We start from the raw sequence: 24,907 nt of genomic DNA on the forward strand, positions 1-24,907 counted from the left end.
CTCTTAGAATAGTTCTGCTTTGAATGCTTTTTGCATTAGTGAGTTGAAGTTGTCTTCTAGTTCTGATAGACTTGATTCCATTTTTGAACGGATTGAGTCTATTTGTGTTACGAATTCTGCGAATTCATTTTGTAGCTCTATTGGTGGAATAGGTAATTCAAAATTTTTAAAGTCGTTCATTACTACTCTAGGCATTTTTGCACCAGATACTTTCTCACTTATATAATCAACAAAGGATTTATTTCTTAGTGAATATGTTAAATATTCTCTATTTAATACTTTTTTATTTGGTTTTAATGGTATCATCTCTGATGTTGCATATCCTATTCTCTCAGGAATTACTACTTTATTTAAATATGGTCTTAATTTTGAATAAAGTACATTACTTGTGTCAAAAGTACAAGTAGAACTACCTATTTCTTCCTTATCAACATAATTAAAATCTATTATTCTCCCTGAGTTAGATTCAACCATATCTAAATTAAGTAGCCATATTTTTTCTTCATTAAATTCACCTTTATAATTTGATACTGGTGCAACTTCATTGATTTTCTGTTTTTTCCAATCCTTTAAATTACTTACAGGATCTCCAAACATTTCAATAAATCTAGATTTTACTAATTCATCTAATAATTCTATCTGCTCTCTCTTTTTATCAATTAAAGATTGTGCTTTGTCTAATGCAGTTACTATTTTTTCCTGTATTTCTATTGATGGAATTGGAATTGGTAAAGTTTTTAATTGTGTTTTATTGAATTTTAACATTGATGTTCCTGATGATATAGATTTTATAGCATTTTGACCATAATTTGATTTGAAGTAATAATACATATAATCTGCCAATTTATCATCCGTAAACTTTATCATAATTGTATTAGAAGCCAATGTCATCGGCTTATTCAAGTAAGGTACTTTAAATACTTTTCCTATAGATCCAATGTTGCTTAAAATAAGCTCTCCTCCAAATAGATTTGAGTTCGATAAAAATTTATAACTGCTTTCATCTGTATAAGTTAAATTTTTTGTAAAATTATTAGCAAAATCTGCTGTTTTAACCATTATTGCATAATTTTCAGTATTATAATAATTGACATTTTCCTTTATCGAAGCAAAACTACCACTTGCAACATAATCTGTTGCTTTTAAGCAGTAATCGCCTAATCTAATCCATATCCAAGTATCTGGTAATTTACAATATTTTTCTCTATCAGAAATTTCCTTTTGAGGTTTTTCCTTTCGAATAATACCATTTTCAATAGCTTTTTCTTTTTCAAAATTAATTTTTTCAATTAGTTTTTCAACACTATTCTCCATACTCCTACACCCCTAGCATTCTTTCTAATTCTTCAATTCCAGCAGCTATCTCACCTTCAAGCTCCTTCACTCTTCCTAAAATCACGCTCGGTGCATCGTATTCAACCTCTTCATACACAATTTCCTTGTACTTATTAATACTCAAGTCATATCCATTTTCTCTGATTTCCTCTACATCTACAAAGAAACTCTGCTCAGTTCTCTTTCTGTCCGCCTCTTTTTCAAGGTTATTAAATCTTTCAACTATGTCTGGTATGTCGTTTTCGTCTATTTCTGTTCTCTTATCGTCAAGTGAGTATCCGTCAGCCTTCATATCATAGAACCAAACCTTGTCAGTTCCACCTGCATTAGTTTTAGTGAATATGATTATCGCTGTCGAAACCCCAGCATAAGGTTTGAATACTCCACTCGGCATTGATATTATTGCTTCTAGTTTCTGGTTTTCGATTATTTCTTTTCTTATCTCTTTGTGTGCTTTTGTGCTTCCGAAAAGTACTCCATCTGGCACGATTGACGCACATCTTCCACCCATTTTTAGCACTCTCAAGAATAATGCTAGGAATAGAAGTTCTGTTTTTTTAGTTTTTGTAACTTTTAATAAATCCGCACTAACTGCTTCATAGTCCAAGCTTCCTTTGAATGGTGGATTTGCAAGTACTAGAGTGAATTTTTCTTTGTCTGTATTCTGTTCTGATAGCGAGTCTTTGTACTCTATGTTAGGGTTGTCCACCCCATGTAACATCATGTTCATTGCACCTATTCTCAGCATAGTTCTATCCATGTCAAATCCGTAGAACATATCGTTGTTGAAGTGATTTTTTAGTTTTGCATCTAGGAACATTTCCGCTCTGTTATCCCTTAAATACTGCTGTGCTGACACCAAAAATCCAGCACTTCCCATTGCAGGATCGACTATTATATCATCTGCTTTTGGCTGCATAAGGTTGACTATCATATCTATTATGTGTCTTGGCGTTCTAAACTGCCCATTTGTCCCTGCTGCTGCCACTTTTGATAGTAAATATTCGTATAAGTCCCCTTTTGTGTCCTTATCTCTGTCTAGTTCTAGGTTGTTTATGCTGTCGACAATTTTCGCAAGCATTAAAGGAGTAGGTATTTTGAAAATAGCATCTCCCATATATTTTGCATAGGCTGATTCTTCGTCACCATGAAGATTTTTAATAAATGGGAATACCTCGTTCGCCATTATGTCGTACATTTTTTCTGGATTTCCCTCATTTGAAAACTTGCTCCATCTTAGGTGCTGCTTGTCCTCTGGGAATACTCTGTCAAAATCAAGACCAAGTATTTCAGCTTCTTCCTCGTTTAGTGTTTCTGTTTCATCAAGACCTTTTATGAATAGAAGGTATGTGAACTGCTCTATAACTTCTAGTGGATTTGTGATTCCTCCAGTCCAGAAAGTCTCCCATATTTTATCGACTTTATTTTTTAACTCGCCTGTTATCATTTTTTGTCCTCTCTTTTTTTATTTTGATTTTTTTGTTTTATATAATTCTATTTTACTATGTTTTGTTGTTTTTATCTATGTAAACGAATAGTTATTTTCTTTTGAATAATAAAAAAAGCCCTTGTAATTTATTCAATCACATGGAGCTTTTGTTAATTACTATATTATTTCTACATTTTTTCTATAAATTTTTTTATATCCTCTACTGTAAAAATTTCTTGACAATATCCTTTTTCTATTTCAAAAATATCTAATTTATCTTCTTTCGTTATATAATCTAAATCATTTAAATTTTCTTTAGAAATATCTTTACTACTGTAATATCGTGGATCATTTATTAATTGTGCATTTTTATCTATAAAATTTATGATAATTTTGATATCGTTTCTTACACATTCAATATTAATATTATCATAACTTTCATTTAGCCTCTTCTTTATTGGATTTAATACACTATTTATTAATTCATATGGTTTCTTTACATATGTTTCTAATCCATATAAATAGTTTAAATCATAAACTGTTTTACAAAATCCTAACATTTGAATCTGTTTTAAATATTTAATTAAAAAATGCTTATTATAAATATAAGAATAATTTAAATTACCTATAATATTCAAGTTATTAAATTTTTCTAAAATATAAATATAGTTTCTTCTAGATGTTAAATCACAATAACTTAGACACTCTATCAATTCTAAAGTTATTGTTTTTACTTTATAATATTCAAAATAAAAATCTATTACTTCAATCCATTCTTCATTTTTAATTTCTTTTATATTTAAAGATTTAAATATTTCACCTTCTTTACTTATTTCTTTTCCAAATTTCATTACTCTTTTACTATATTCATCATCATAGTAATCATTCATAAATTTTTCATATGATTTAGCTCTTTCTTCTTTCGTTTTATTTATTACCTCTTTCATAAAAAGACTTGTATTTTTTTCATAGTATGTGTATTCCATTTTACCACTATTTATTATATTCCAAATTATTCTATCCTTTTCTCTATTTATATTTTGATTCTTTAATTTTAACTCTAATTCAGCATTTTCATTTGCGAATTTATATCCAAAAAATTCAAAAATAAATATTGGTATTTTATTTTCTTTTTTAATAAGTATTTTTTCTATATCTAAGTCATTATATTCACAGTAAGTAATCCAATCTTCTACAGTACCTTTTTCTTTATTGTATTCTAATAAAAATGTATCTAATAAACTTTCACCTGGTATAATCTTTATATAAATATCTTCACAAAAATGTTTTATGAAAATCAAAGCTATTACAGTACTTTTATTTTTCATGTACCTATCTTGTTCTTCTATAACACTTATAGTTTCATCTAAAAAGTGTTCTATTTTTCTAATTGTAAAATAATATTTTGAACCAATATATACATCTATTGTATCAAATCCAAAAAAATTAAAATCTTCAATTTTTAATTTGCAATTTTTATATTTATTCATTTTTAATAAATATTTCAGAATAGAATTAAATTGTATTTCTGTAATATTTAAAATAAATGGAATATACTTTTCTAAGTAATCTCTATTTATACCCTTCAATTTGAGATTTTTTCCAGAAAATTGATGCAATATCTTTACTTTGCTACTAGAAATTTTTTCAGATATGCCTAATATTTTCTTTATAACATTTGTATCTTCTACTCTATCCAAGTCCTCATATATAATAAGTATCGTTCCATCTATCTTATCTAAATCCTTAGCGAGTCCAGTCAATACGTCTGAATATAGAGTATCATCATTTACAAGTACATCTCCTATATTTTCAAAAAATCTTTCTTTTCTAAGTATTTTTTTTAGCTTAGGAGAATATGATGAAAATATTCTCTGATTCTTTAATAATTTATCTAATTCATTCAATACTACTATTTGTATATCATCCTCATTACACGCTAATAAATCTATTTTTATTTTTATATATCCTTCTAAATGATCTGTTAAAAATGATTTCCCACTTCCCCAATCTCCATCAATCCCAACAATATTAAAATCATTTAGGTACTTTTCAAGCCTTTTTAAATCTTCTTTTCTTTCTTCAAATAATTCTTTTTTATCTTCTAGTCTATTATTTATTTTATTATGCACTTTACTTTTAAAAATATTTTTTAAATTAAATAATATAACTATTACTAAAAATAATATTAATGGTATTAATAGTATTTTTAGTACTTCTTTATTCTGTTCTAGATTAATTTTAAATAATTCTATTTTAATATTACTAAATATAGGATACTTCATACATCTATTAAGAAATATATTAACTATTAAAAATGAAAATATATTTACAACATAATATGCCATAATATTTAAGTAAAATACTAAATTTTTACTTATACTATATTCAATTAGTATATAAATTAATGTTCCTAAAATAATAAAAACATAAATTTCAGTTGGAATTTTTATAAAATAAAAAGCAACCAATGATATACAAAATACCCATATTAAATTTTTAATTAATTTACTAACTTCTTTCGTGGTTATTTTCATAAATGTATATTCTCCTCTCAATATAATAGCCCTACTTTATATTATATCTTTTATCATAAATTTATTTATATTAAATAGTATATATTACAATAAAAAAGGAGATAGCAAAAACTATCTCCAAAACTTCAAAATTTTATTCAACTATTTCCTCCCTCTAATGCGTATGGCTGTGATAGAGGTAAGCTTGTATCTGAAGGCCAGAACATACTTGTCAATGATGTCGCAATTACCAATGATAATAATGTTTTTAATTTTTTCATAAATATCCCTCTTTTCTAGTGAAATTTTAACTTAAAGCATCTAGTTTTTATTGCTTACTTTTACCTTGCTCTTTCACACTCCTCATATCTATGAATTGTCATAAAAATCAGATAATTTATTATAGCATTGATAGATTTATTTTTCAACGATACCCCACCAACCATAACTACTGAACATAGTTCATTTCATACACAAATACTAGCAGATTTTATCAGCTTTATATTTTTTTAATTATATTCCTTTATAATATTAAGTTTAATATAATCCATTTAAACTATTTTTTTCATTTTTTATTTTTCTAACAATATAGTATTTTCAATATCTTGAACATTTTGTTGACGTCAACAAAATGTTCAAAAAAACGCAAAAATTTACTTGTATTAAACTTTACTTATTTTTTATTTGATATACATCTAACATCCATACATTTTAAAAATTTCTTTTCTTTAAATTTAGTATTTTCAAGACTTTGAACATTTTGCCGACGTCGGCAAAATGTTCAAAAAAACAATAAATTTCACTTACATTAGACTTTATTTTATTTAGATAATTTTATTTTTTATTATTAATCTAAAATCTATTATTATTCAAATCAACTGTAATATGAATATATTCAATTTTTTCTGCTTATCCTTTACTTAGGAAGGAGAATCTTATGGATAATATCGATTTAAAATTTAAAATAATTTACTTTTATTATTCAGTATATTTTGGCTGATATTTTTCTTTCTACTTTTTAAACAAAATAAAAACAAAAGGAGAATATAAAATTATTTATGAATGATATAGAAAATTACAATGATATCGTATTTGAAAAAATTAAACAAATCGACGAAAATGGAGTAGAGTTCTGGTATGCAAGAGATTTACAGCTTATATTTGAGTATAGAGAGTGGCGTAATTTCACAAAAGTTATCGATAAAGCTAAAGAAGCTTGCTTAAATAGTGGGTTAAATATAATAGATCATTTTATATACATAAATAAAAATATAACTTTATCAAATAATGCTACTCGTAAAATTGAAGATATAAAACTTACAAGATATGCCTGCTACTTAATTGTTCAAAATTCAGATCCAAGAAAATCCATAGTAGCTCTAGGACAAACATATTTCTCTATGCAAACTAGAAAGCAAGAACTTCAAGAGAACTTTGACTCCCTATCAGAGGAACAAAAAAGACTTGCTATAAGAAAAGATTTAAAAGAACACAATAAACATTTGGTGAATGCTGCTAGTGATGCTGGTGTAAAAACAGCCATAGATTATGCACGCTTTCAAAATTTTGGATATAAAGGCTTATATGGTGGACTTGATGCTAAGGGGATACATACTAAAAAAGGACTTGAAAAAAATCAAAAAATATTAGACCACATGGGAAGTACGGAACTTGCAGCAAATCTATTCAGAGCAACTCAAACGGAAGATAAACTAAGAAGAGAAGAAATTAAAGGCAAAGAAAATGCTAATAATACACATTTTGAAGTTGGAAAAGTAGTTAGGAACACAATCAAAGAACTTGGTGGAACAATGCCAGAAGATTTACCAACTCCAACTAAAAGTATAAAAGAACTTGAAAAAGAAGAGAAGCAAAAAAAGAAAATAAAAAAATAGTTTATTTTCTATAATGTAGATTTTCCAATACTTAGACCATTTTCCTAACATCAGGAAAATGGTCTAGTTTTATAAAAGTAATTACATTCAATAAAAATATCCTCTTTAATCTTCAACAACAATACAGTTAACTTTCTTAGAAATCGTAGTACAAGCATCCAAAGCAATAATTCCATCTGCATAATACGTATCAAAGTTAGGCTTATTGTCAAACTCACCGCCATCTCCCTCATACTTGCTATGCCCAAAAGAACAATGCCAGTGCCCACAGACAACAGTCTTTCCATCGACCTTCGCACCATAATGTGCAGCCTCCATACCGTTGATCCATCTCGCCTTTTCCCAAGACTTGATACTAGCATCTCTCCAATTCTCATCTATCTCATAACCTATTAACTTTGTCTTGTCATATACTTGAGTGCAAGGAACCCAACCATGAACAAAAACATATCTCTCAGTTTCAAAATAGTCTACCATTCTCGGTATAATTGTTCTAATAGACTCATTTCTGATAAGCTTCCTAGCGACATCGTCAGGATTATAATAAATCTCGTCCATATTAGAATTTGTAAGCTGGCAAACTGTATCTAACGTACCATTTGACGAATGATGCATCTGAAAATAACTCCTATTGCTCCAACCATGTAAAAGCTCCATAAGCAAATCCTCGTGATTTCCTCTAATAAGAATAACTTCATCCTTAGAAATCAAATCAAGAACAAACTCCTCTAATTCCAAAGCCTCAGTTCCTCTATCAAACAAATCACCACAAACAACCAACTTATGTGGCTCCTTATCCTCAAAAAAGCCCTTCTCCTCAAGAGCTGCTTTCATCTCACTAAAAAATCCATGTACATCTGAAACAACATAATATCTCATCACTAATCAAAACTCTCCTTTAACTACCTTAATAATTCTGGTATATCTTTATCCCATCCTTTAATATTTCATTTATTAAATCTAGATTATTATTCAATTGCTCAAAATTAAGTAAATCAACCTTTTTATTTAACTCTTCTCTTAATTTTTCTATCAAATCATAGAATTTTAAACCTGAAATATCAGTCTTTACCATAAGATCTACATCACTATTATCATTTGCTGTTCCTTTAGCATAAGAGCCAAAAAGATAACAATACTCTATCTTCAAACCTTCAAATACTCTCGTACAAATTTCTCTAATTTGCTCTATACTTAAAACACCATGGCTCTCATCTATAACCCCATATTCTTCTAACTTTTGTAACATAAATGCATATTTAATAGAGCCCGATTTTGACTCATCATTTTCATAATTCTGATATGTTCGAAGTGGAATTCCAAGATATTCAGCACATTTAGCTTGAGTTAATTTTTTCTCTTTACGAAGATTTTTAAGTTTCAAATTTATCACCTCACAGTGATTCTACAACAAAAAAATAATATACGCAATAAAAATACGCAACTTTTGCGTATTATTATATGATATAATACGCAATTATTACATGCTTTTATTTTTATTTTTACGCAATTATTGCATATTTATTTATATAAAAATATGCATCTACTTCTCATAAAGCTCAAATCTATACTTCTGCCCAGTAACATTTCCCTCTCTCTTAGGATCTATCTCCTCTAAAAACATATCCACTGGTCTAACAAAAGTCCCATACTCTCCGTACATCGCCTGATACACAACCATCATCTCACCAGTTTCCGTATGCTGAGCAACATCCTTAACATAATACAAATTCCCCTTAAAATGTCTATATAACCTATTAATAATAACTTCTCTCATAACCAAACTCCTTCCAAAAATATATACTAATTATATAATACCCCATTTTTCAAAAAAACATACACCAAACCCACTCCCCCATCTTCCAAAGAAATAATTCTTACAAACGAAATGCCTCATATTTTCTCTAGCATCTCCTTTTTTAGCTTTATATTAGTAGGTGAAGGTTTAAATTTTTCCGTAAAGTTTTCTAACTTTTAGGCTTAACTTGACATACACTCCAAATTCAACAATCTGCAGAACTTTGCAACCTTTTGTTAGCTTGAAAAGCTAACAAAAGGTTGCAAAGTTCGAAGCCTGGAGAATGGGAGTGTATTCAAGCTAAGCCTTAGTTTAAAATGTACGGAAAAATTTCACCTTCACCTCTAAATAAATAAAAAAGAGATGCCTAGAAAACTGAGGCATCTCGTTTATAAAATTATTCTGCTTTTTCCATTTCATCAAGTTTACCACTGCATAACCATAGTATTACACCTAAAGCTATTATTACAGCAGCTAAACCACCGTAACCAACAGTGAAGTTTAAAGTTTTTAACCAAGCGTATAGACTTGGGTATATATACTGAGCTATGAAAACAGCTATTGGCCAGAATCCAAGTAATAATCCTAGAACCTTAGCTGGGGCTAACTTAGATATAAATGAGTTTCCTAATGGTGAGAATATCATTTCACCTAAAGACATAAGCATACTTACAAGTGCTAACCATAAGAATGAGCACTGTCCGTTTGCCATAGCTATCTTATCAGCTACAACCATTACTATGTAAGAAACACCAACTAGTATTATACCTAGTGCAGTTTTCTTGAACATACTTATATCTCCCTGAGGTCTCTTAGCCATTTTAGCCCATACAGCAGCTAGAACTGGTCCAAGTGCTATACAAACTAATGCGTTCATTGAGTCGAACCAAGAAGTTGGTATCTGGAAACTTCCTATATACCAGTTTGCTAAGTTCATGTAAGATGAACCATCTCCCCATCCAAATCTGTAGTATGCTGGCATGTAAGCCATGTACCATACCATCCAGAATATAGCTGAGAATAATGTAACTAATACTATAGCTCCTATACGTTTTGCATCTCCTGAAGTTAATTTATCTCCAGCTGCATCATCTTTTTTAGCTACAGTTTCGAATTCACGCTGGTCAGCTTTGAAAGGTTCTTTACCTGCATCACCTAAAGCTTTACCATTTAATATGAACCAAGCTGCATCTATGAACATAAATATCGCACATATTAAGAATACAGTGTTGAAGCTTGTTTTTATACCGAATAATCCAGTAGTAGCTAACATTGCTATAAATGTTGTTCCTATGAAAGAACCAACGTTTACGAATGAGTACTGAATTGAGAACGCTTCATCAAGCTCATCTGAGTTATGGAATAATAATCCATTTATACCAGATAAGTTACCTTTGAATAATCCTGTTCCTATTGAAACTAATACTATCATTGCCCAAACTAATCCCATAGAATCTGCTTTCCAAGTACATAAATATCCAAGTCCCATAAGTATCATACCTACTGGAACACATATTCTTGGACTGATCCAATGGTCAGCTATGTATCCACCAAATATTGGTGTTATATAAGTCCATGCTACAAATGCTGCTGACATTGCAACACCTTTTTCATCTGGTAATCCTAATCCACCAGATGCTACTTCTGTTACTATCCATATAGCTAATAAGTATTTTGCTGTGTAGAATGCCATACGTTCAAATGTGAATCCTAAAGCACATACATAAAAGCCAAATGGTTTTTTCTTTTTAGTTTTAGTTGCTTCCATTTTTACCCTCCCTAAAAGATTTTTGATATTTTGATATAATTTATGTTTTGTGAATAAATTAGTAAATAGAGCTTTGGTTTATTTTTTCACAAAACATTTCCAAATGTATTATATCACAGCACTTATTAAGGCGCAAACAAAATTTAACCTACTTATTATTAGCTAATTGTATTTTTAACTTGAATTTTGTTATTTATATAAAGTTTTACTTCTTTTTTTACAATTTTTTATAATTTAAGAAAATTTACCTATGCCAAAATTAATAGCTTTTTGATATAATTTTATTATCTTTAAATTGCTAAAACAACAAAAAACGATATCTCTTCACATTTTCTTTTATTAATCAATTGTATTTTTTTATTAATAGACTAAATAAAATTTAATTTACCATTTTAAATTAATTATTTATTCTTTCCAAATTTGAATTTTTATATTCACATTTTTTTCATTTTTTGTAAATTCTTCACAAAATAATTTTGATAAATTTCTATCTTTCTAATCCCCAAAATACAAGTACCATTACTCCTGGGCCTGTATGCGCACCTATTATTGGCCCTATTTCAGATATGCAAACTTCTGCATCTGGCAATCTCTTTTCCACACACTCTTTTAGTTCTTCTGCAGCTTTCAAATCATCTCCATGAGCTATTACTACAGATTTACTTATCTCTGGGTTCCAAGTCCTTGCAATACATTCAACTTGAGCTGCCATAGCTTTATGACGTCCTCGAATTTTTTTGACAACCCGAAGTTTACCTTCTTCATCTACACGTAAAAGAGGCTTTATATTTAATGTATTACCAAGAGTTGCAGCAACTGCAGATACTCTTCCTCCATGTTTTAAATGATCAAAATTATCTACAGTAAACCAATGGCATAGATTCATCTTGTTGTCCTCTATCCAGTCTACAAGCTCATTCATTGATAAACCTTCTCTCTTCTTTTTATCGACCTCTTTAACAAGAAGCCCCTCTCCTACTGCAGCACAAAGACTGTCTACACATACAATCTTCTGCTCTGGATATTTCTCCATAAGCTCGTTTCTACAAAGGCATGCAGTTTGATATGTTCCAGACATTCCAGAAGAGAAGCTGATGTATAAAACATCCTTCCCTTCTTTTAGTGCCTCTTCAAAATATTTTTCGTATTCTAATACATTTATCTGAGAAGTATGTGCATAATTTCCCTGTCTTTGCAGTTCGTAAAACTCTTTGCAGGAAATATTTCCCTGTGGTCCATATACATAATCATCTTCTCCAATTTCAACGTTCATAGGTATTACTTTTACTGACTCTAAATCCTCCTGTAAATCAGAAGTTGCGTCAGTAAATATTTGATATTCTTTCATAGTTATTCACCCTTTTTGCAATTATCACAGCCACTGCATCCATGCCAAAGTTTATCTGCTGTAGGCTTCCAATTTTCAGCGTATTTAACAGTCTTATCACATAGATGGTCTACACTTTCAAAGCTCTGATAGTCAGTATTTTCTGCTTTTGTTTCTTTAACCATCTGTCTTAAATATTCAGGATTTTCTAGCATTGGACATGGACGAAGCATATTGTCGTTAAATGGCTGATTGTCGTGGTAAGCCATAAATAATGGACTCTTATATGCGTCTAATAAGCTAGTATAGTGAATATTACAGTTTGAATAGTGTATAAATACACATGGTTCAACATCGCCTTTAGCATTTATGTGTAGGTAGTTTCTTCCTCCTGCTATACAACCATGTACGTACTGAGCATCGTTTTGGAAGTCCATTGAGAATATTGGTTTGCATTTTCTGTACTCTCTTATCTTGTTAAACATTAACTCTCTCTGCTCTGGACTAGGTAGTAGCTCAACTGCTGCATCATTTCCAACTGGCATATAGTGGAAGAACCATACAAATAACGCACCGCTATCTATTATTAAGTCAAAGTATTTTTCGCTGCTTACATCTTCAACATTTTTGCTTGTGTAGCAAGTTGAAATTCCAAATGGTAATTTATGTTCTTTTAATAATTTCATTGCATTCTGTACTTTCTGGTAGACACCTTCTCCTCTACGTCCATCGTTTGCTTCTTCAAAGCCTTCAAGAGATATAGCAGGAACAAAGTTTTTCACACGAAGCATTTCATTACAGAATTCCTCGTCTATTAAGCTACCATTTGTAAATGCTAAGAATGCACAGTCTGGATGCATTTCACAAATTTTCATTAAATCTTCTTTTCTAACTAGAGGCTCTCCACCAGTGTATATGTACATATATGTTCCCATTTCTTTCCCCTGGCGAATTATTGAGTCTATTGTTTCTAAGCTTAGGTTTAATTTATTTCCGTATTCTGCTGCCCAACATCCAGTACAGTGCATATTACAAGCAGAAGTTGGGTCTAATAATATAGCCCAAGGTACGTTACATCCTTCTCTTTCTGACACTTCATGCTGTATAGCACTTCCTTTTAGGCTGGCATTGAATAAGAAGTTTTCAAAGAAAGCTCTTCTAACACCGGGATCTAAGTCATATACTTTTAAGATTAACTGATACCAATGATTTTTTTCCTCTATCGCAGTTCTAATAGCATCACGCTGACTTTTATACCAATACTCAGGAGTCAGTTTATCTACCAACTTCATAAGTTTTGGTATATTTTCTCCTGGGTTTCCTTCTATGTATTTTAGTGCTTTGTCAACTGCAAAATTTTGCATACTAGATTTTATACTATTGTTCATATTCATTTGAATTCATTCCTTTCAATTGAAATATTTTATATAGATGGTTCATTTAAACAAATTATAAAAATAATACAATTTTATTTCATTAGACAAAACAATACAATTGTCCAAAAATGTTACAAATATAAATTTTTGTTACATTTTAGGACAGTTGGTAAATTATGTCTATTGTTTATTAAGTCCTTTGAGATTATCATTGTAAACAAGCAATAAGTATAATATTTCAAAATAAAGTTAATTATATAATCAACATACTCTATGTAAGAGTTGTATATTAATAGAATTTACTTTATAGGCAATCAATTTTGGAAAAGCTGTTAAACTCTGCACCTTAACAGAACTTTAAACAAAATAGAAATATGAAAATATACCAAAACTAGTTTTCAATATTTAATTTATTTTAGCGACTACTTACCTTTAATACGAAACTTAAATATACTTTTAAATTTTGAAGCAGAAATAAAAAAATCGGTAGGTTATATTTCCTACCGATTTTTCTTGTTTTCAGTTTATTATTTTTCATAAAAATTTACATATCCATTTCTTTCTGTATAAGCATTATTGATGTTCTAACAATTACTAATATTTTGTCTAAAAATTCATCTACATGCATAAATTCATTATTTAAAAGCCATCGCTCAACTGCACACAAAATAGCATCAGTTAAAAAATCTACTGTAAATTCATCTACTTTTATATCATTCTTGTTTATATGTGAACCCAACAAATATAGTATTCTTTGTTTAACTAAGGGCTGTATATATTGCCAGAAATGATCTGAAAATGAGTTTTGTCCTTTAATCATTAATGCCTTTTGATAGAACTCTCTATTATTGTAAAAATAGTTACACATTTTTTCTATTAATAAAATTCTTTCATCATAGTTTTCTGTTAAATTCCGCTCAGTTGCGAATTTAGAAAACTCTGTGTCAAAAATCCAGTTTACCAAGTCGTATTTATCCTTGAAGTGATAATAGAAACTTTTTCTATTCATATCACATCCACTACAAATTTGAGTCACAGTTATTTTTTCAAACGGTACAGTTTTCATAATCTCTTTTAAAGAGTCTGCCAAAGCTTTTTTAGTTATATTAGAATCAGCCATTAAAAAACCTCCCTTACATCATCAAAATAATTCGTTTTACATAATTATACCAATAATAATACTATATCACATTATTCACTCTAAAAATCATTTTACTCTATCATATTTTCTTCTTTTATCCACATTTTCACATAATAATCCACCTATTTTACTAATGTTTGTGTGTTTTTCTTCATATTTATTGCAACTAATTTTTCTCAGTGTTAAAATTGATGCAAATATAATTGCAATTTATTATGATAAATATACTTTTCATCAAATTATATTTTTATAATAAACATATTATCTATTTTAAAGGAGATGCATTTATGATGATGTATAAGACACACAAATTTGACCATAAAGTCGATGAAGATGTTATTTTCGCTTCTAAAGATTCAGAATTTATTTTACCAAAATATAAAATTCCAAAGGAACAATCTGACTCTAAGGCTATTTTAGAAATTGTAAAAGACGAGCTATTTTTAGATGGAAATGCCCGCCAAAATCTAGCTACCTTCACTCAGACTTATGAAGACGAGTACATCAAAGAAATAATGGAAATTGGAATGAATAAAAATATGATAGATAAGGATGAATATCCTCAAACTGCCGAGATTGAAAACCGTATAGTTTCTATGCTTGCAGATTTATGGAATTCTCCAAATGAGCTGACTTCAATAGGTACATCTACTGTTGGTTCTTCAGAAGCTTGTATGCTTGGAGGGCTTGCGATGTATCATCGCTGGAAAATGAAACGTATTGCAGAAGATAAAGATATAAGTAAACCAAACCTAGTTACAGGACCTGTTCAGGTTGTTTGGGAAAAATTTGCAAGATATTGGGGTATAGAGCTTAGAGAAATTCCAATGGAAGAAGGCAGATATTATATGGATCCCGACTCTATGCTTGAATATATAGATGAAAATACAATCGGTGTCGTTACAACTCTTGGACTTACATTTACAGGAGAGTACGAACCTATAGAAAAACTTTCTCACGCACTTGATAAGCTTGAAGAAAAGACTGGTTTAGATATAGATCTGCACATAGATGCAGCATCTGGTGGATTTTTAGCACCATTCTGCTCACCTAAGATAAAATGGGACTTTAGACTTCCTAGAGTAAAATCAATAAGTGCATCAGGGCACAAATTTGGACTTGCTCCTCTAGGATGTGGATTTGTTGTTTGGCGTGATGAAAAAGATTTACCTGATGATTTAATTTTCCACGTAAACTACTTAGGTGGAGATATGTCTGTGTTCCAGCTTAACTTCTCAAGACCAGCTGGACCAATTATAGCTCAATACTACCAGTTACTTAGACTTGGTTTTGATGGATATAAAAAAGTACACATGAACTGCTACAAAACTGCCCAGTATTTAGCTAAAGAGATTGAAAAATTAGGTATTTTTGAGATAATTTTTGACGGAAATCCAAACAAAGGTATCCCTGCAGTTACATGGAGATTAAAAGAAGACTCAGAGGTTTCGTTTAATTTATACGATTTTGCAGATAAGTTAAGAAGTAGAGGCTGGTTAGTTCCTGCGTATTCTCTTCCAAAATACGCTGATAATGTAGTTGTTCAGAGGGTTCTTGTTAGACAAGGATTTGGACTAGATATGGCTTCACTTCTTATGCAGGATATTAAGAGAACGTTGAAGTATTTTGAAACTCACAGAGTTGTTTCTCATTTGAATGAGGAAGATGTTGCGAGCTTAAACCACACAGGAAGATAGAAAAAGATAAGAAAAAAAGGATTGTCACAGTTAAACTCTGTAGCAATCCCTTTCTTATTTATGAATTGATTTCTTCACATATTTATTTATACACTCGCCACATCTTATACACTCCACACTATTTGGATTTTCATACGGTTTTATTCCCATTTTGCATTTTTTCCGACACAGCCCACACTTATTACAGCTGCTATCCACCTTATATCTAAACGGAGATATTTTATTAAACAAACCTAAAAATACCCCAAAAGGACAAAAATATTTGCAAAACGGTCTAAATATGAATAGTGACATCAAAAATACTGTACTAAATCCAAATAATTTTACAAATATCTTAGCATCTCCAAATATACTCTTATCTTGCATAATGGAAACTGGCACTAAGATTATCAACGCAATAAATATAATGTATTTTATTTTCTCTCTAATAATGCTACATTTTCCACATGTACACTGTGAGGGAACATATCAACTGGCTGAATTTCAACACATTTGAATCCTCTCTCGTCCATATACGCTAAATCTCTCGCCAAAGTAGATGGGTTACAAGAAACGTAAACCACTCTCTCTGGATCCATAGAAACTATAGTATCAAGCACTTTTTCGTCGCAACCCTTTCTTGGTGGGTCGACAACTACAACATCTGCTTTCTTTCCTTCTTTGTACATCTTTGGAACAACTTCTTCCGCTTTTCCAGCATAGAATTCAGTATTTTCAAGTCCGTTAAGTTCTGCATTTCTCTTAGCATCTTTTATCGCATCCTCAACAATCTCAATTCCGTATACCTTCTTAGCTTTCTGTGCTAAGAACAGAGAAATTGTACCAATTCCGCAGTATATATCGAAAACTGTTTCATTTCCAGTTAAATTTGCATACTCTAAAGCCTTGTTGTATAACACTTCTGTCTGCACTGGATTTACCTGGAAGAATGAAAGTGGAGATATTTCAAACACAAGATTTCCTATATAATCGTTGATTTTCCCTGTTCCACATATAACTTTATTCTCTCTTCCAAGAATTACATTTGTTTTATTTGTGTTTACATTTACAACTAAAGTCTTAAATCCTTTTATTCTTTCTTCAAGCATTTTCGCAAGTTTGTTTATATTATGGATATTTTTTCCATTCGCAACTAATACAACCATAACTTCTCCAGTTGTAAATCCGATTTTTGTAACTATATGTCTTAAAAGTCCTTTGTGCTTCACTTCGTCGTACACACTTATATTATTTTCGACAATAAATTCTCTAACAACCTCTATTATTTCGTCATTTAATTCGTGCTGAATCATACACTTAGCTGTTGGAATTACCTCGTGGCTCTTCTTTTTATAGAACCCAATCACAGGCTCTCCTTTTCTCATCTGAACTGGGAACTGAGCCTTATTTCTGTATCTAAATGGAGTTTCCATACCTATTGTATCGTGTATAGTCGCACCTTCAATCTTACCAATTCTTGAAATAACCTGCTTAACCTCGTTAGTTTTAAGCTCAAGCTGCTTATTGTAGTCAAGCTCCTGAATCTGACAACCACCACACATCTTTAAGCTATCGTCGCAAACTCTATCTACTCTGTATGGAGAATGCTCGATAATCTCAACAAGATCACCAACCGCATAATTTTTCTTAGACTTATTTATCTTTACCTTAACTTTTTCTCCAACTAATGCACAGTCCACAAAAACTGTAAATCCATCGTATTTACCAATCCCGACACCAGACTCACCCATATCCACTATGTCTACTACATACTCTTTATTTTTCTCTAGCATAATATCCTCCATTTTCTAAAATTTTCATCTATCTCAATCAAATTCTTTACAAAATTATTGTTTCTCAAAATCACTTACTTTTGACTTTTTCAGACCTAAAAATTATTATTCTCAAAATTTAATTTTAACAGAAAAAAGCCCTGTACTCAAGTACAAGGCTCATTCTCTATACTATTTTTCAAACAAACTTAGTTATATCAGCTTCATGTAAACTATTTAAAAAAATATTATACTTATATATAACAAAAAGGAGAAATTTCAACTGTTACTATATTTTTCTAAGCAGTCCTTTATATTTAAGCTACTACAAATTTACTAACTTAAAAAGAGTGGATAAAATCAAAATTTACCAAAACTATTGATAGTATGTAGCATATGAGTTATATATACAAACTCTCTCGACAATCTGCAGGCGTGTATTTTATTCACAATGAAACGCATCGCTTACACTCACGCCGAAGCCTGGAGAGAAGTTTGTATATATCTCATATGCTTCGTATAGTAACAATAAATTGGTAAATTTTGACTTATCCACTCTTTCCTAAGTAGTAATTTTTTAGTAATTCCAGATATACTTTCCTCTTTCTCCTGTTCCATAGAAATCAGCAAAAGTTATGTCAAAAATATTATCTTTAAAATCTACATCTATCTCATTCTTAATGATATACTGCCAAATTCCTGAATGAGAAATATCGCCCTGAAGAAGAATTCCCTTAAGCTTACCATCTCTAACAACTGCCTTCTTGTAGTTCTTAGAATCTTCTTGCTCTACAACCTTGTCTCCTTCCTCTTCTCTTATATTTCCAAGACAAAGAGTAACTAGTCCGTAGAAGTTCATAGTATTCTTCATAGCAAATCTATCTTCGTATTTTTCCGCCATACCAGTCATATTTCTAGCTGCAGTTTTTCCCTGCTTCATAGCATTTGGCCATATTCCAGAAAGACCTGCAACATCTCCTGCTGCATAAACATCGTCAACACTAGTTTTCATAAAGTCGTCTACAACAATCCCTCTGTCTACTTCTACATTGCTTCCTTCTAAAAATCCTACTGCTGGTCTAACCCCAGCTGCAACGATTATCATATCGCAAGCAACTGTTTCTCCTGTATCAAATGTAACTGCGTGAATCTTTCCGTCCTCAGAGCACTCAGCCTTATCAGCTTTGCATCCAAGATAGAATTTTGCACCTGCTTCTTCAAATTTTCTCTGGTATTCCTCAGCTGCATGTGGATTTAACTGAACAGGAAGTATACTAGGAGCCATTTCGACTATTGTTACATCCTTACCTCTTTCAAGAAGTCCATGTGCAGCATCAAGTCCAACAAGACCTGATCCAACGATAAGTATCTTTTCTGATTCCTCTGCCATCTTATCTATTGCCTGAGCATCTCTTAAATGTCTAAGACCAAACACATTAGATGCCTTTCTAAAATCTCCAACTGGTGGTATGAAACTATTTGCACCTGTTGCAATTAGAAGCTTATCGTATTTTACAACATCACCGTCTAAAAGGACAACTTCCTTATTAGCTGTGTCTATTTTATCAACTCCAACCTTTTTCCAATCTATATTGTTTACTTCGAAAAAGTCTTCGCTTGTGAAGTTTAGAGTCTTTTCATCTCTCTCATGTGATATATATTTATGTAGCATACAACGAGAGTGTACAAACTGATCTTCTGAAACCATTGTAATCTCAGAGCATTTGTCTAATTTTCTTAATTCTTCAGCTGCTGTAATACCTGCAGCCCCTACACCGATAATTACACACTTCATCAGCCTACACCTCCTCTACATGAATTGCTTTTTTAGGACATGATTTTACGCAACTTGGCTCTCCACCATGCTCTAAGCAGAAATCACATTTTATAACTTTTGTCTTAGTTATTCTGTCTGGTTTTAATACACCAAATGGACAGTTCATTACACACATAAAGCAAGAACCACATCTTTTTTCATCGTATGTAACAAGTCCTGAGTCTGGGTCTTTTTTAAGAGCACCACTCATGCAAGACATCACACATTCTGGTTCATCACAATGTCTGCAGAATATTGGACGATAATTTCCTTTTTCGTCTTTATATATAAAGTTTCTTGATTCATTTTCTGGGTCAAGAAGGTTTAGTGTATATACATCGCCTTCATCTTTTCTGTGAGCCTGCATACATGCTACTGAGCAGTTTTTGCATCCATCACATTTTTCGTAGTCTACAATTATTCTTTTCATATAGGCGCCCTCCTTAGATATTAAGTGCAGCACGTTTTTCTTCTATAATTTTTTCAAGAATATCAGCTGTTTCTTTTGCATCTGGGTTTATTATTACCTGTCCACCTGTTAACTGTTTCATATCTTCAGTTAATACTTTTACCGCTACATCACTTCCTGTTACAAATGGAGGTAATCCTAAGTGTAGTGGTAATCCTAAAGCAAGTCCGAAGCATCCATCAGCAAGTGCCTGTTCTTCTAGCCACTGAGCTGCTGATAATACAAGTGGTAACTGAGGTAAATCTATACCTATAGCTTCAGCTAATTCTGTAGCTACTATTTCTAGTCTTCCTATTGCTAGACATGGACCGAAGTTTAATACTGGTGGTATTCCTAAAGATTCACATACTTTTCTTAGTTTTGGTCCAGCGTATTTAGCAGCTTCTGGATTCATAAATCCGCAGTTTTCTATTCCTCCTGAAGAACATCCAGCAGTTAAAACTATTATATCTCTTGATATTAATTCTTTAACTAAATCAACACTTAAAACATCGTGTCCTCCAGCAGTTAAGTTTGAACATCCAACTACTCCTGCAACACCTTTTATTTCTCCAGCTACTAATAAGTCTATAAGTGGTTTCCAATTTCCACCTAAGAAATCTTTTAATGAACCTTCACTTACACCAGTTAGTGCATTGTCGAATCCATGATCTTCAAATAAGTTTAATTCAACGTTTCCTCTTCTTGATGTATAAGATTCTATTATTTTGTCTATTATTTCTTCTGAAACAGCTTCTCTGTTTTCGAAGTCGAATTCTTTTAATTCTGCATTTGCTTTTTTAGCAACGCTATCTATACATATCTGTTTTATTTTTAATTCGTCGCATATTGGCTCGATTCCTGGAAGTGTACAGTTGAATTCTGATATAACTGCATCTATTGCACCAGTTGCAAGTATTGCTTCACTTGTGTAGTTGTTTCCAGCGTGTCCATCGAATATATCTTCATAATGAGCACCTCTTAGCTGTAAGTCCTGTCCAACACAAGTACATCCAACTAATTTGAATCCTTTTGCTCCAACTGCCTCAGCTTTTTTAACAACATCTTCTTCAGTTAATCTCTTCTGAAGGTATGTGAACATTGAGTGCTGATGTCCAGTTATCATTATGTTTATGTAATCAGGGTTTACAACTCTCATTCCTACAGGAGCAAGTCTTATTTCTGGCTCTCCTAAAACTATATCGTTTAGTAGGTTTGTAAGAGTTAATCCGTATATACCTGTTGAAATTCCTAGTTTTAAGCAGTCTTTTAACATATCAACTGGGTCTGAGTTTAAGTTTGTTGAACATTTTACAACACCATGACATACTTCTGATTTTGCCCCACCAGGTAGTATTCCAAGTTCTTTCCAGTTTTCATATCTTGGAGCATAAGCCATTTTTTTGATTAATTTCATTTCTTCAAATTCAGGAAGATATAAATCAGCTAATACAGCATCTGCAACCATTTCTGCTCTTTTGTGCATATCTTCTTCATGTATTTCAAATATATCTGCTAATTTGTTTAACGCATTTATTCCTTTTATTTCGCCTTTTTTCTGAGCTACGTCTTTTACGTTTCTAGCTGTATTTTCAACAACGTGTATGTAGCATCCTGATCCTGATGCAACTGCTCTTAAAAAGTTTCTTGTAACTATTGTGTCTGCATTTGCTCCACATATCCCTCTTGGAGACTCTGGAGTTATTCTACAAGGACCATTTGAACATAGTCTACAGCAAACGCCCTGTAAGCCAAATCCACATTTAGTTTTCTGAGTGTCTACTCTGTGATGAGATGTTTCAAATGGAAGGTTTCTGATGTAACCTTCTAAAGGTTTGTCTGCACTTTTACATGTATTACAGCCATAGCATTTATGATTCATAATTTTACCTCCTGATATTGGAAATTAATTTTTTTAATTATTTTTTTCTTGTTTTTGTTTTTTAATTGTCTTTAATTTAAAGATTTATTATTGCTTCGATTAAAAACTTGATGAATTTTGTTATTTTATTTGACGTCTTATTTGCCAATTTGCATTTTTTAAAATTTTAGTTTGTTTTTTGTTTGGACTATTTTAGTCCACTTTAATTCTAAAAATTTTTTAGCTTGAAGTTATACAAGCTTTTTTTATTTTTTATAATGCAAAATTTAACTTTTTAATACTCTTTTTTACAATATACTTTTTCTACTATCGAAGTCTTTAGATTTACATTCAAAGTTTCTATCCTCTAATATTTCTTTAAGACTTCTTCTCTTTAGCAGCATCTCTACTTGATTTTGGATAAATATCAGTTCTTTATGTACTTTGCACATCCCATTTGAACCATTTCTGTTGCAAAAGCTGTGTATGCACTCCATAACAGCAAAATCTGGATCAACTGCGATTATTACATCGTACAGAGTTAGTTCGTTTAGGTCTTTTTTTAAACTATATCCTCCATTTGCTCCTCTTTTTATCTCTACTATCTCGCTCTTTGCAAGCTTTTTGATAATCTTGTAAGCAAATGCCTCTGGTAGTAATTCTCTTTCGCATATTGTTTTAATTGTTAATTTTTCTTCGTCTTTTAGCGCTCTAACAATTCTTATTGCGTAGTCGCTTTCCCTTGTAAATAACATTTTCCATCACCTACTATGTCTTAATCTTATCAAACTAGATAATTTTTGTCAACATTATTTTGTTAAATTTTTTTCATCTAAATAAGACGATTTATAAAATCTTTTGAAAAAACAAAAGGGAGATATATGTAGCCTTCTCTCCAGGCAATCGAGTTGCATTGTCGAGTTCGGCTACATATATTCTCCCTATTTTTTGTTTTTCAAATAGATTTTTTATAAATCGCTACTTCTTTAATCTGAAAACATATTTAACAAAATTGTTGACTGCAAATTTGCGTGCTTTTGTACACTGGTTTATATTTTGTACAATGTTTTATTGTCAGTCTTTTTAATTTTTTGCCTAGTTGTTAAAATTTTTTATTTTAAATTTTTAAAATACTAATATCTTAAATAGTCATCGTATTTTATTATGTCTTCATGTTCGATGAATACTCTAGGTATTCTTCTTGATATGTTGCACATTATTTCGTGGGCAATTGTTCCGCAGTCGTCTGCGAATTCACTTATGCTTACTCCACCTTTTCCAAATACTACAGCTTCGTCTCCAACTTTTATGCCGTCGTCCATTCCTATTTTTATCATGCACTGATCCATACATATTCTTCCAACTACTTCATAGTATTTTCCGTTTATACAAACTTTTGGATTTTTTCTTCCTCTTACAAATCCATCTGCATATCCTATTGCAAGTGTGGCAATTCTTTCTTTTTCCTTAGCTTCGTAAGTGCATCCGTAGCTTATTTTTTCACCAGGCTCTATTGTTTTTATGTGAGAAACTCTAGTTTTTATAGTCATTACAGGCTCAACAGGCACTCTTTCTTTCATAATATCATCTGAAGGATAGCATCCATACATGATTATCCCAGCTCTTACCATGTCGAATTTTAAATCGTCGCAATCCACTATAGCTGCACTATTTGCCGCATGAACTAGTGGCACTTCAACGCCTTCTTCTTTTAATCTATTTAACATATCCTTGAATTTTTCACCCTGCATTTCTGTAAAGCTCTTGTCAACTTCATCGGCTGCAGCAAAATGAGTAAATATCCCTTTAATACTAATTCTATCCATTTCGCTAATTTCTTTAATCTGCTGAACAGACTCCTCAGTAACCTTAAATCCAAGTCTATTCATTCCTGTATCTATCTTTATGTGAACCTTTGCGTCCATCTCTAAATCTTCTGCAGCTTTATTTAACTTCACAGCGTCTTCCATAGAATAAACAGTAAACATAACATCATTTCTGATTATATCTCTATATCTCTGCTCTGGAGTATAGCCAAGTATCAGAATTGGAAGATCTAGCCCCTTTCTTCTAAGCTCCATAGCCTCCTCAGCTCTAGAAACTGCAAGATACTCAACATCATTTTCCTCTAAAGTCTTTGCAATCTCAACAGAACCATGACCATAAGCATCAGCCTTTACGATTCCACAAATTTTTTCCCCATTATTTAAAACATTTCTTATGCTCTTTAAATTTCTCTTAAAAGCATCTAAATCTATCTCTGCCCAAGCAACAGCCTTAATTCTACTCTTATCTATCATCTCAAAACCCCCAGTCTAAACTAAAACTAATATATCTAAATAACCTTAATACTTCATTTATCTAAACAAATTATATCTAAACAACACAATTCTTTAAAAAATATAACAATTAATAATTTTATACATCATTAAACTAAAATATCAATGTCTAAAATCAAAAATCTCTTAATAAACTATATAATAATATAAATTACTTTACCGCATAAAAAAAGAACCACACTGCATTAGTTTTTGACACACTACGGTTCCATCTTTTCCATATATCAAACAGTATAGAAAACTGCTACGAAATAACTAAAAGATTAGTATTTAGGGCTTTTGAAAATTTTTTCTTAGAGCTTTCTCTTTTGCTTGTGATTATAAACAAATACCGCTCGACAATCTGCAGTCGATTTCTGAACTGCTCCCCTCTGAGTGGACAAGTGAAATAAATAAATTCACTTTAAACT

Annotated in this window: 19 protein-coding genes; 2 read left to right on the plus strand and 17 right to left on the minus strand. The window is 31.1% G+C overall.

Annotated elements, in window-relative coordinates; genetic code table 11:
• Window positions 1–3: 3 nt before the first annotated feature.
• The 3 genes from DWX74_RS07395 to DWX74_RS07405 all read right to left on the minus strand — a co-directional run bounded on the left by DWX74_RS07395 (window position 4) and on the right by DWX74_RS07405 (window position 5,049).
• Entirely contained in the window at window positions 4–1,314 is a 1,311-nt protein-coding gene (locus DWX74_RS07395; RefSeq protein WP_118549404.1) for a restriction endonuclease subunit S, read from the minus strand.
• Window positions 1,315–1,318: 4 nt separating this feature from the next.
• Entirely contained in the window at window positions 1,319–2,782 is a 1,464-nt protein-coding gene (locus DWX74_RS07400) for a type I restriction-modification system subunit M (protein WP_118549405.1), read from the minus strand.
• 170 nt (window positions 2,783–2,952) lie between these two features.
• The gene (locus DWX74_RS07405; RefSeq protein WP_147382055.1) at window positions 2,953–5,049 is read right to left on the minus strand and encodes a hypothetical protein; all 2,097 of its coding nucleotides are present in this window, start codon (window positions 5,047–5,049) and stop codon (window positions 2,953–2,955) included.
• A 1,289-nt stretch (window positions 5,050–6,338) separates the two neighbouring features.
• On the opposite strand from DWX74_RS07405, the gene dinD reads away from it, so the two are divergent.
• Window positions 6,339–7,175: a DNA damage-inducible protein D gene (dinD, locus tag DWX74_RS07410; RefSeq protein ID WP_118549407.1), complete on the plus strand. Its 837-nt coding sequence runs from the start codon at window positions 6,339–6,341 to the stop codon at window positions 7,173–7,175.
• A 105-nt stretch (window positions 7,176–7,280) separates the two neighbouring features.
• On the opposite strand, the gene DWX74_RS07415 is transcribed toward dinD, so the two are convergent.
• From DWX74_RS07415 to DWX74_RS07445, 7 genes are all read right to left on the minus strand, one after another.
• Entirely contained in the window at window positions 7,281–8,054 is a 774-nt protein-coding gene (locus DWX74_RS07415) for a metallophosphoesterase (RefSeq protein ID WP_118549408.1), read from the minus strand.
• 28 nt (window positions 8,055–8,082) lie between these two features.
• Window positions 8,083–8,568, minus strand: a complete 486-nt coding sequence (locus DWX74_RS07420) for a nucleotidyltransferase domain-containing protein (RefSeq protein ID WP_199647610.1) — start codon at window positions 8,566–8,568, stop codon at window positions 8,083–8,085.
• Between the two features lie 150 nt (window positions 8,569–8,718).
• Window positions 8,719–8,952 (minus strand): DUF1653 domain-containing protein, encoded by a 234-nt coding sequence (locus tag DWX74_RS07425; protein ID WP_118549410.1) that lies wholly within the window; start codon window positions 8,950–8,952, stop codon window positions 8,719–8,721.
• A 418-nt stretch (window positions 8,953–9,370) separates the two neighbouring features.
• The gene (locus tag DWX74_RS07430) at window positions 9,371–10,741 is read right to left on the minus strand and encodes a peptide MFS transporter (protein WP_118549411.1); all 1,371 of its coding nucleotides are present in this window, start codon (window positions 10,739–10,741) and stop codon (window positions 9,371–9,373) included.
• Window positions 10,742–11,228: 487 nt separating this feature from the next.
• Window positions 11,229–12,089 (minus strand): DegV family protein, encoded by an 861-nt coding sequence (locus DWX74_RS07435; protein WP_118549412.1) that lies wholly within the window; start codon window positions 12,087–12,089, stop codon window positions 11,229–11,231.
• A 2-nt stretch (window positions 12,090–12,091) separates the two neighbouring features.
• Window positions 12,092–13,462, minus strand: a complete 1,371-nt coding sequence (locus DWX74_RS07440; protein ID WP_199647612.1) for a radical SAM protein — start codon at window positions 13,460–13,462, stop codon at window positions 12,092–12,094.
• 526 nt (window positions 13,463–13,988) lie between these two features.
• Complete coding sequence (locus tag DWX74_RS07445) at window positions 13,989–14,564, minus strand: TetR/AcrR family transcriptional regulator C-terminal domain-containing protein (RefSeq protein WP_118549413.1); 576 nt, start codon at window positions 14,562–14,564, stop codon at window positions 13,989–13,991.
• Between the two features lie 308 nt (window positions 14,565–14,872).
• Between DWX74_RS07445 and DWX74_RS07450 the strand changes: the two genes are divergently transcribed.
• Complete coding sequence (locus tag DWX74_RS07450; protein WP_118549414.1) at window positions 14,873–16,282, plus strand: glutamate decarboxylase; 1,410 nt, start codon at window positions 14,873–14,875, stop codon at window positions 16,280–16,282.
• A gap of 54 nt (window positions 16,283–16,336) precedes the next feature.
• On the opposite strand, the gene DWX74_RS11400 is transcribed toward DWX74_RS07450, so the two are convergent.
• The 7 genes from DWX74_RS11400 to alr all read right to left on the minus strand — a co-directional run bounded on the left by DWX74_RS11400 (window position 16,337) and on the right by alr (window position 24,458).
• Window positions 16,337–16,648: a 4Fe-4S binding protein gene (locus DWX74_RS11400; protein WP_118549422.1), complete on the minus strand. Its 312-nt coding sequence runs from the start codon at window positions 16,646–16,648 to the stop codon at window positions 16,337–16,339.
• Window positions 16,649–16,695: 47 nt separating this feature from the next.
• Entirely contained in the window at window positions 16,696–18,054 is a 1,359-nt protein-coding gene (gene rlmD, locus DWX74_RS07460) for a 23S rRNA (uracil(1939)-C(5))-methyltransferase RlmD (protein WP_118549415.1), read from the minus strand.
• Between the two features lie 556 nt (window positions 18,055–18,610).
• Window positions 18,611–19,828: an NAD(P)/FAD-dependent oxidoreductase gene (locus DWX74_RS07465; RefSeq protein WP_118549416.1), complete on the minus strand. Its 1,218-nt coding sequence runs from the start codon at window positions 19,826–19,828 to the stop codon at window positions 18,611–18,613.
• A gap of 4 nt (window positions 19,829–19,832) precedes the next feature.
• Window positions 19,833–20,279, minus strand: coding sequence for a 4Fe-4S dicluster domain-containing protein (locus tag DWX74_RS07470; RefSeq protein ID WP_006439675.1), 447 nt, complete (start codon window positions 20,277–20,279; stop codon window positions 19,833–19,835).
• Window positions 20,280–20,292: 13 nt separating this feature from the next.
• Window positions 20,293–22,179, minus strand: coding sequence for an anaerobic carbon-monoxide dehydrogenase catalytic subunit (cooS, locus tag DWX74_RS07475; protein ID WP_006439674.1), 1,887 nt, complete (start codon window positions 22,177–22,179; stop codon window positions 20,293–20,295).
• 287 nt (window positions 22,180–22,466) lie between these two features.
• The gene (locus tag DWX74_RS07480) at window positions 22,467–22,913 is read right to left on the minus strand and encodes an RrF2 family transcriptional regulator (protein ID WP_118549417.1); all 447 of its coding nucleotides are present in this window, start codon (window positions 22,911–22,913) and stop codon (window positions 22,467–22,469) included.
• 378 nt (window positions 22,914–23,291) lie between these two features.
• Window positions 23,292–24,458 carry an alanine racemase gene (alr, locus tag DWX74_RS07485; protein WP_118549418.1) on the minus strand — a complete coding sequence of 389 codons (1,167 nt, stop codon included), beginning with the start codon at window positions 24,456–24,458 and terminating at the stop codon, window positions 23,292–23,294.
• Between the last annotated feature and the right edge of the window lie 449 nt (window positions 24,459–24,907).

This window comes from Peptoclostridium sp. AF21-18 (assembly GCF_003478825.1).
Lineage (GTDB): Bacteria > Bacillota > Clostridia > Peptostreptococcales > Peptostreptococcaceae > Peptacetobacter.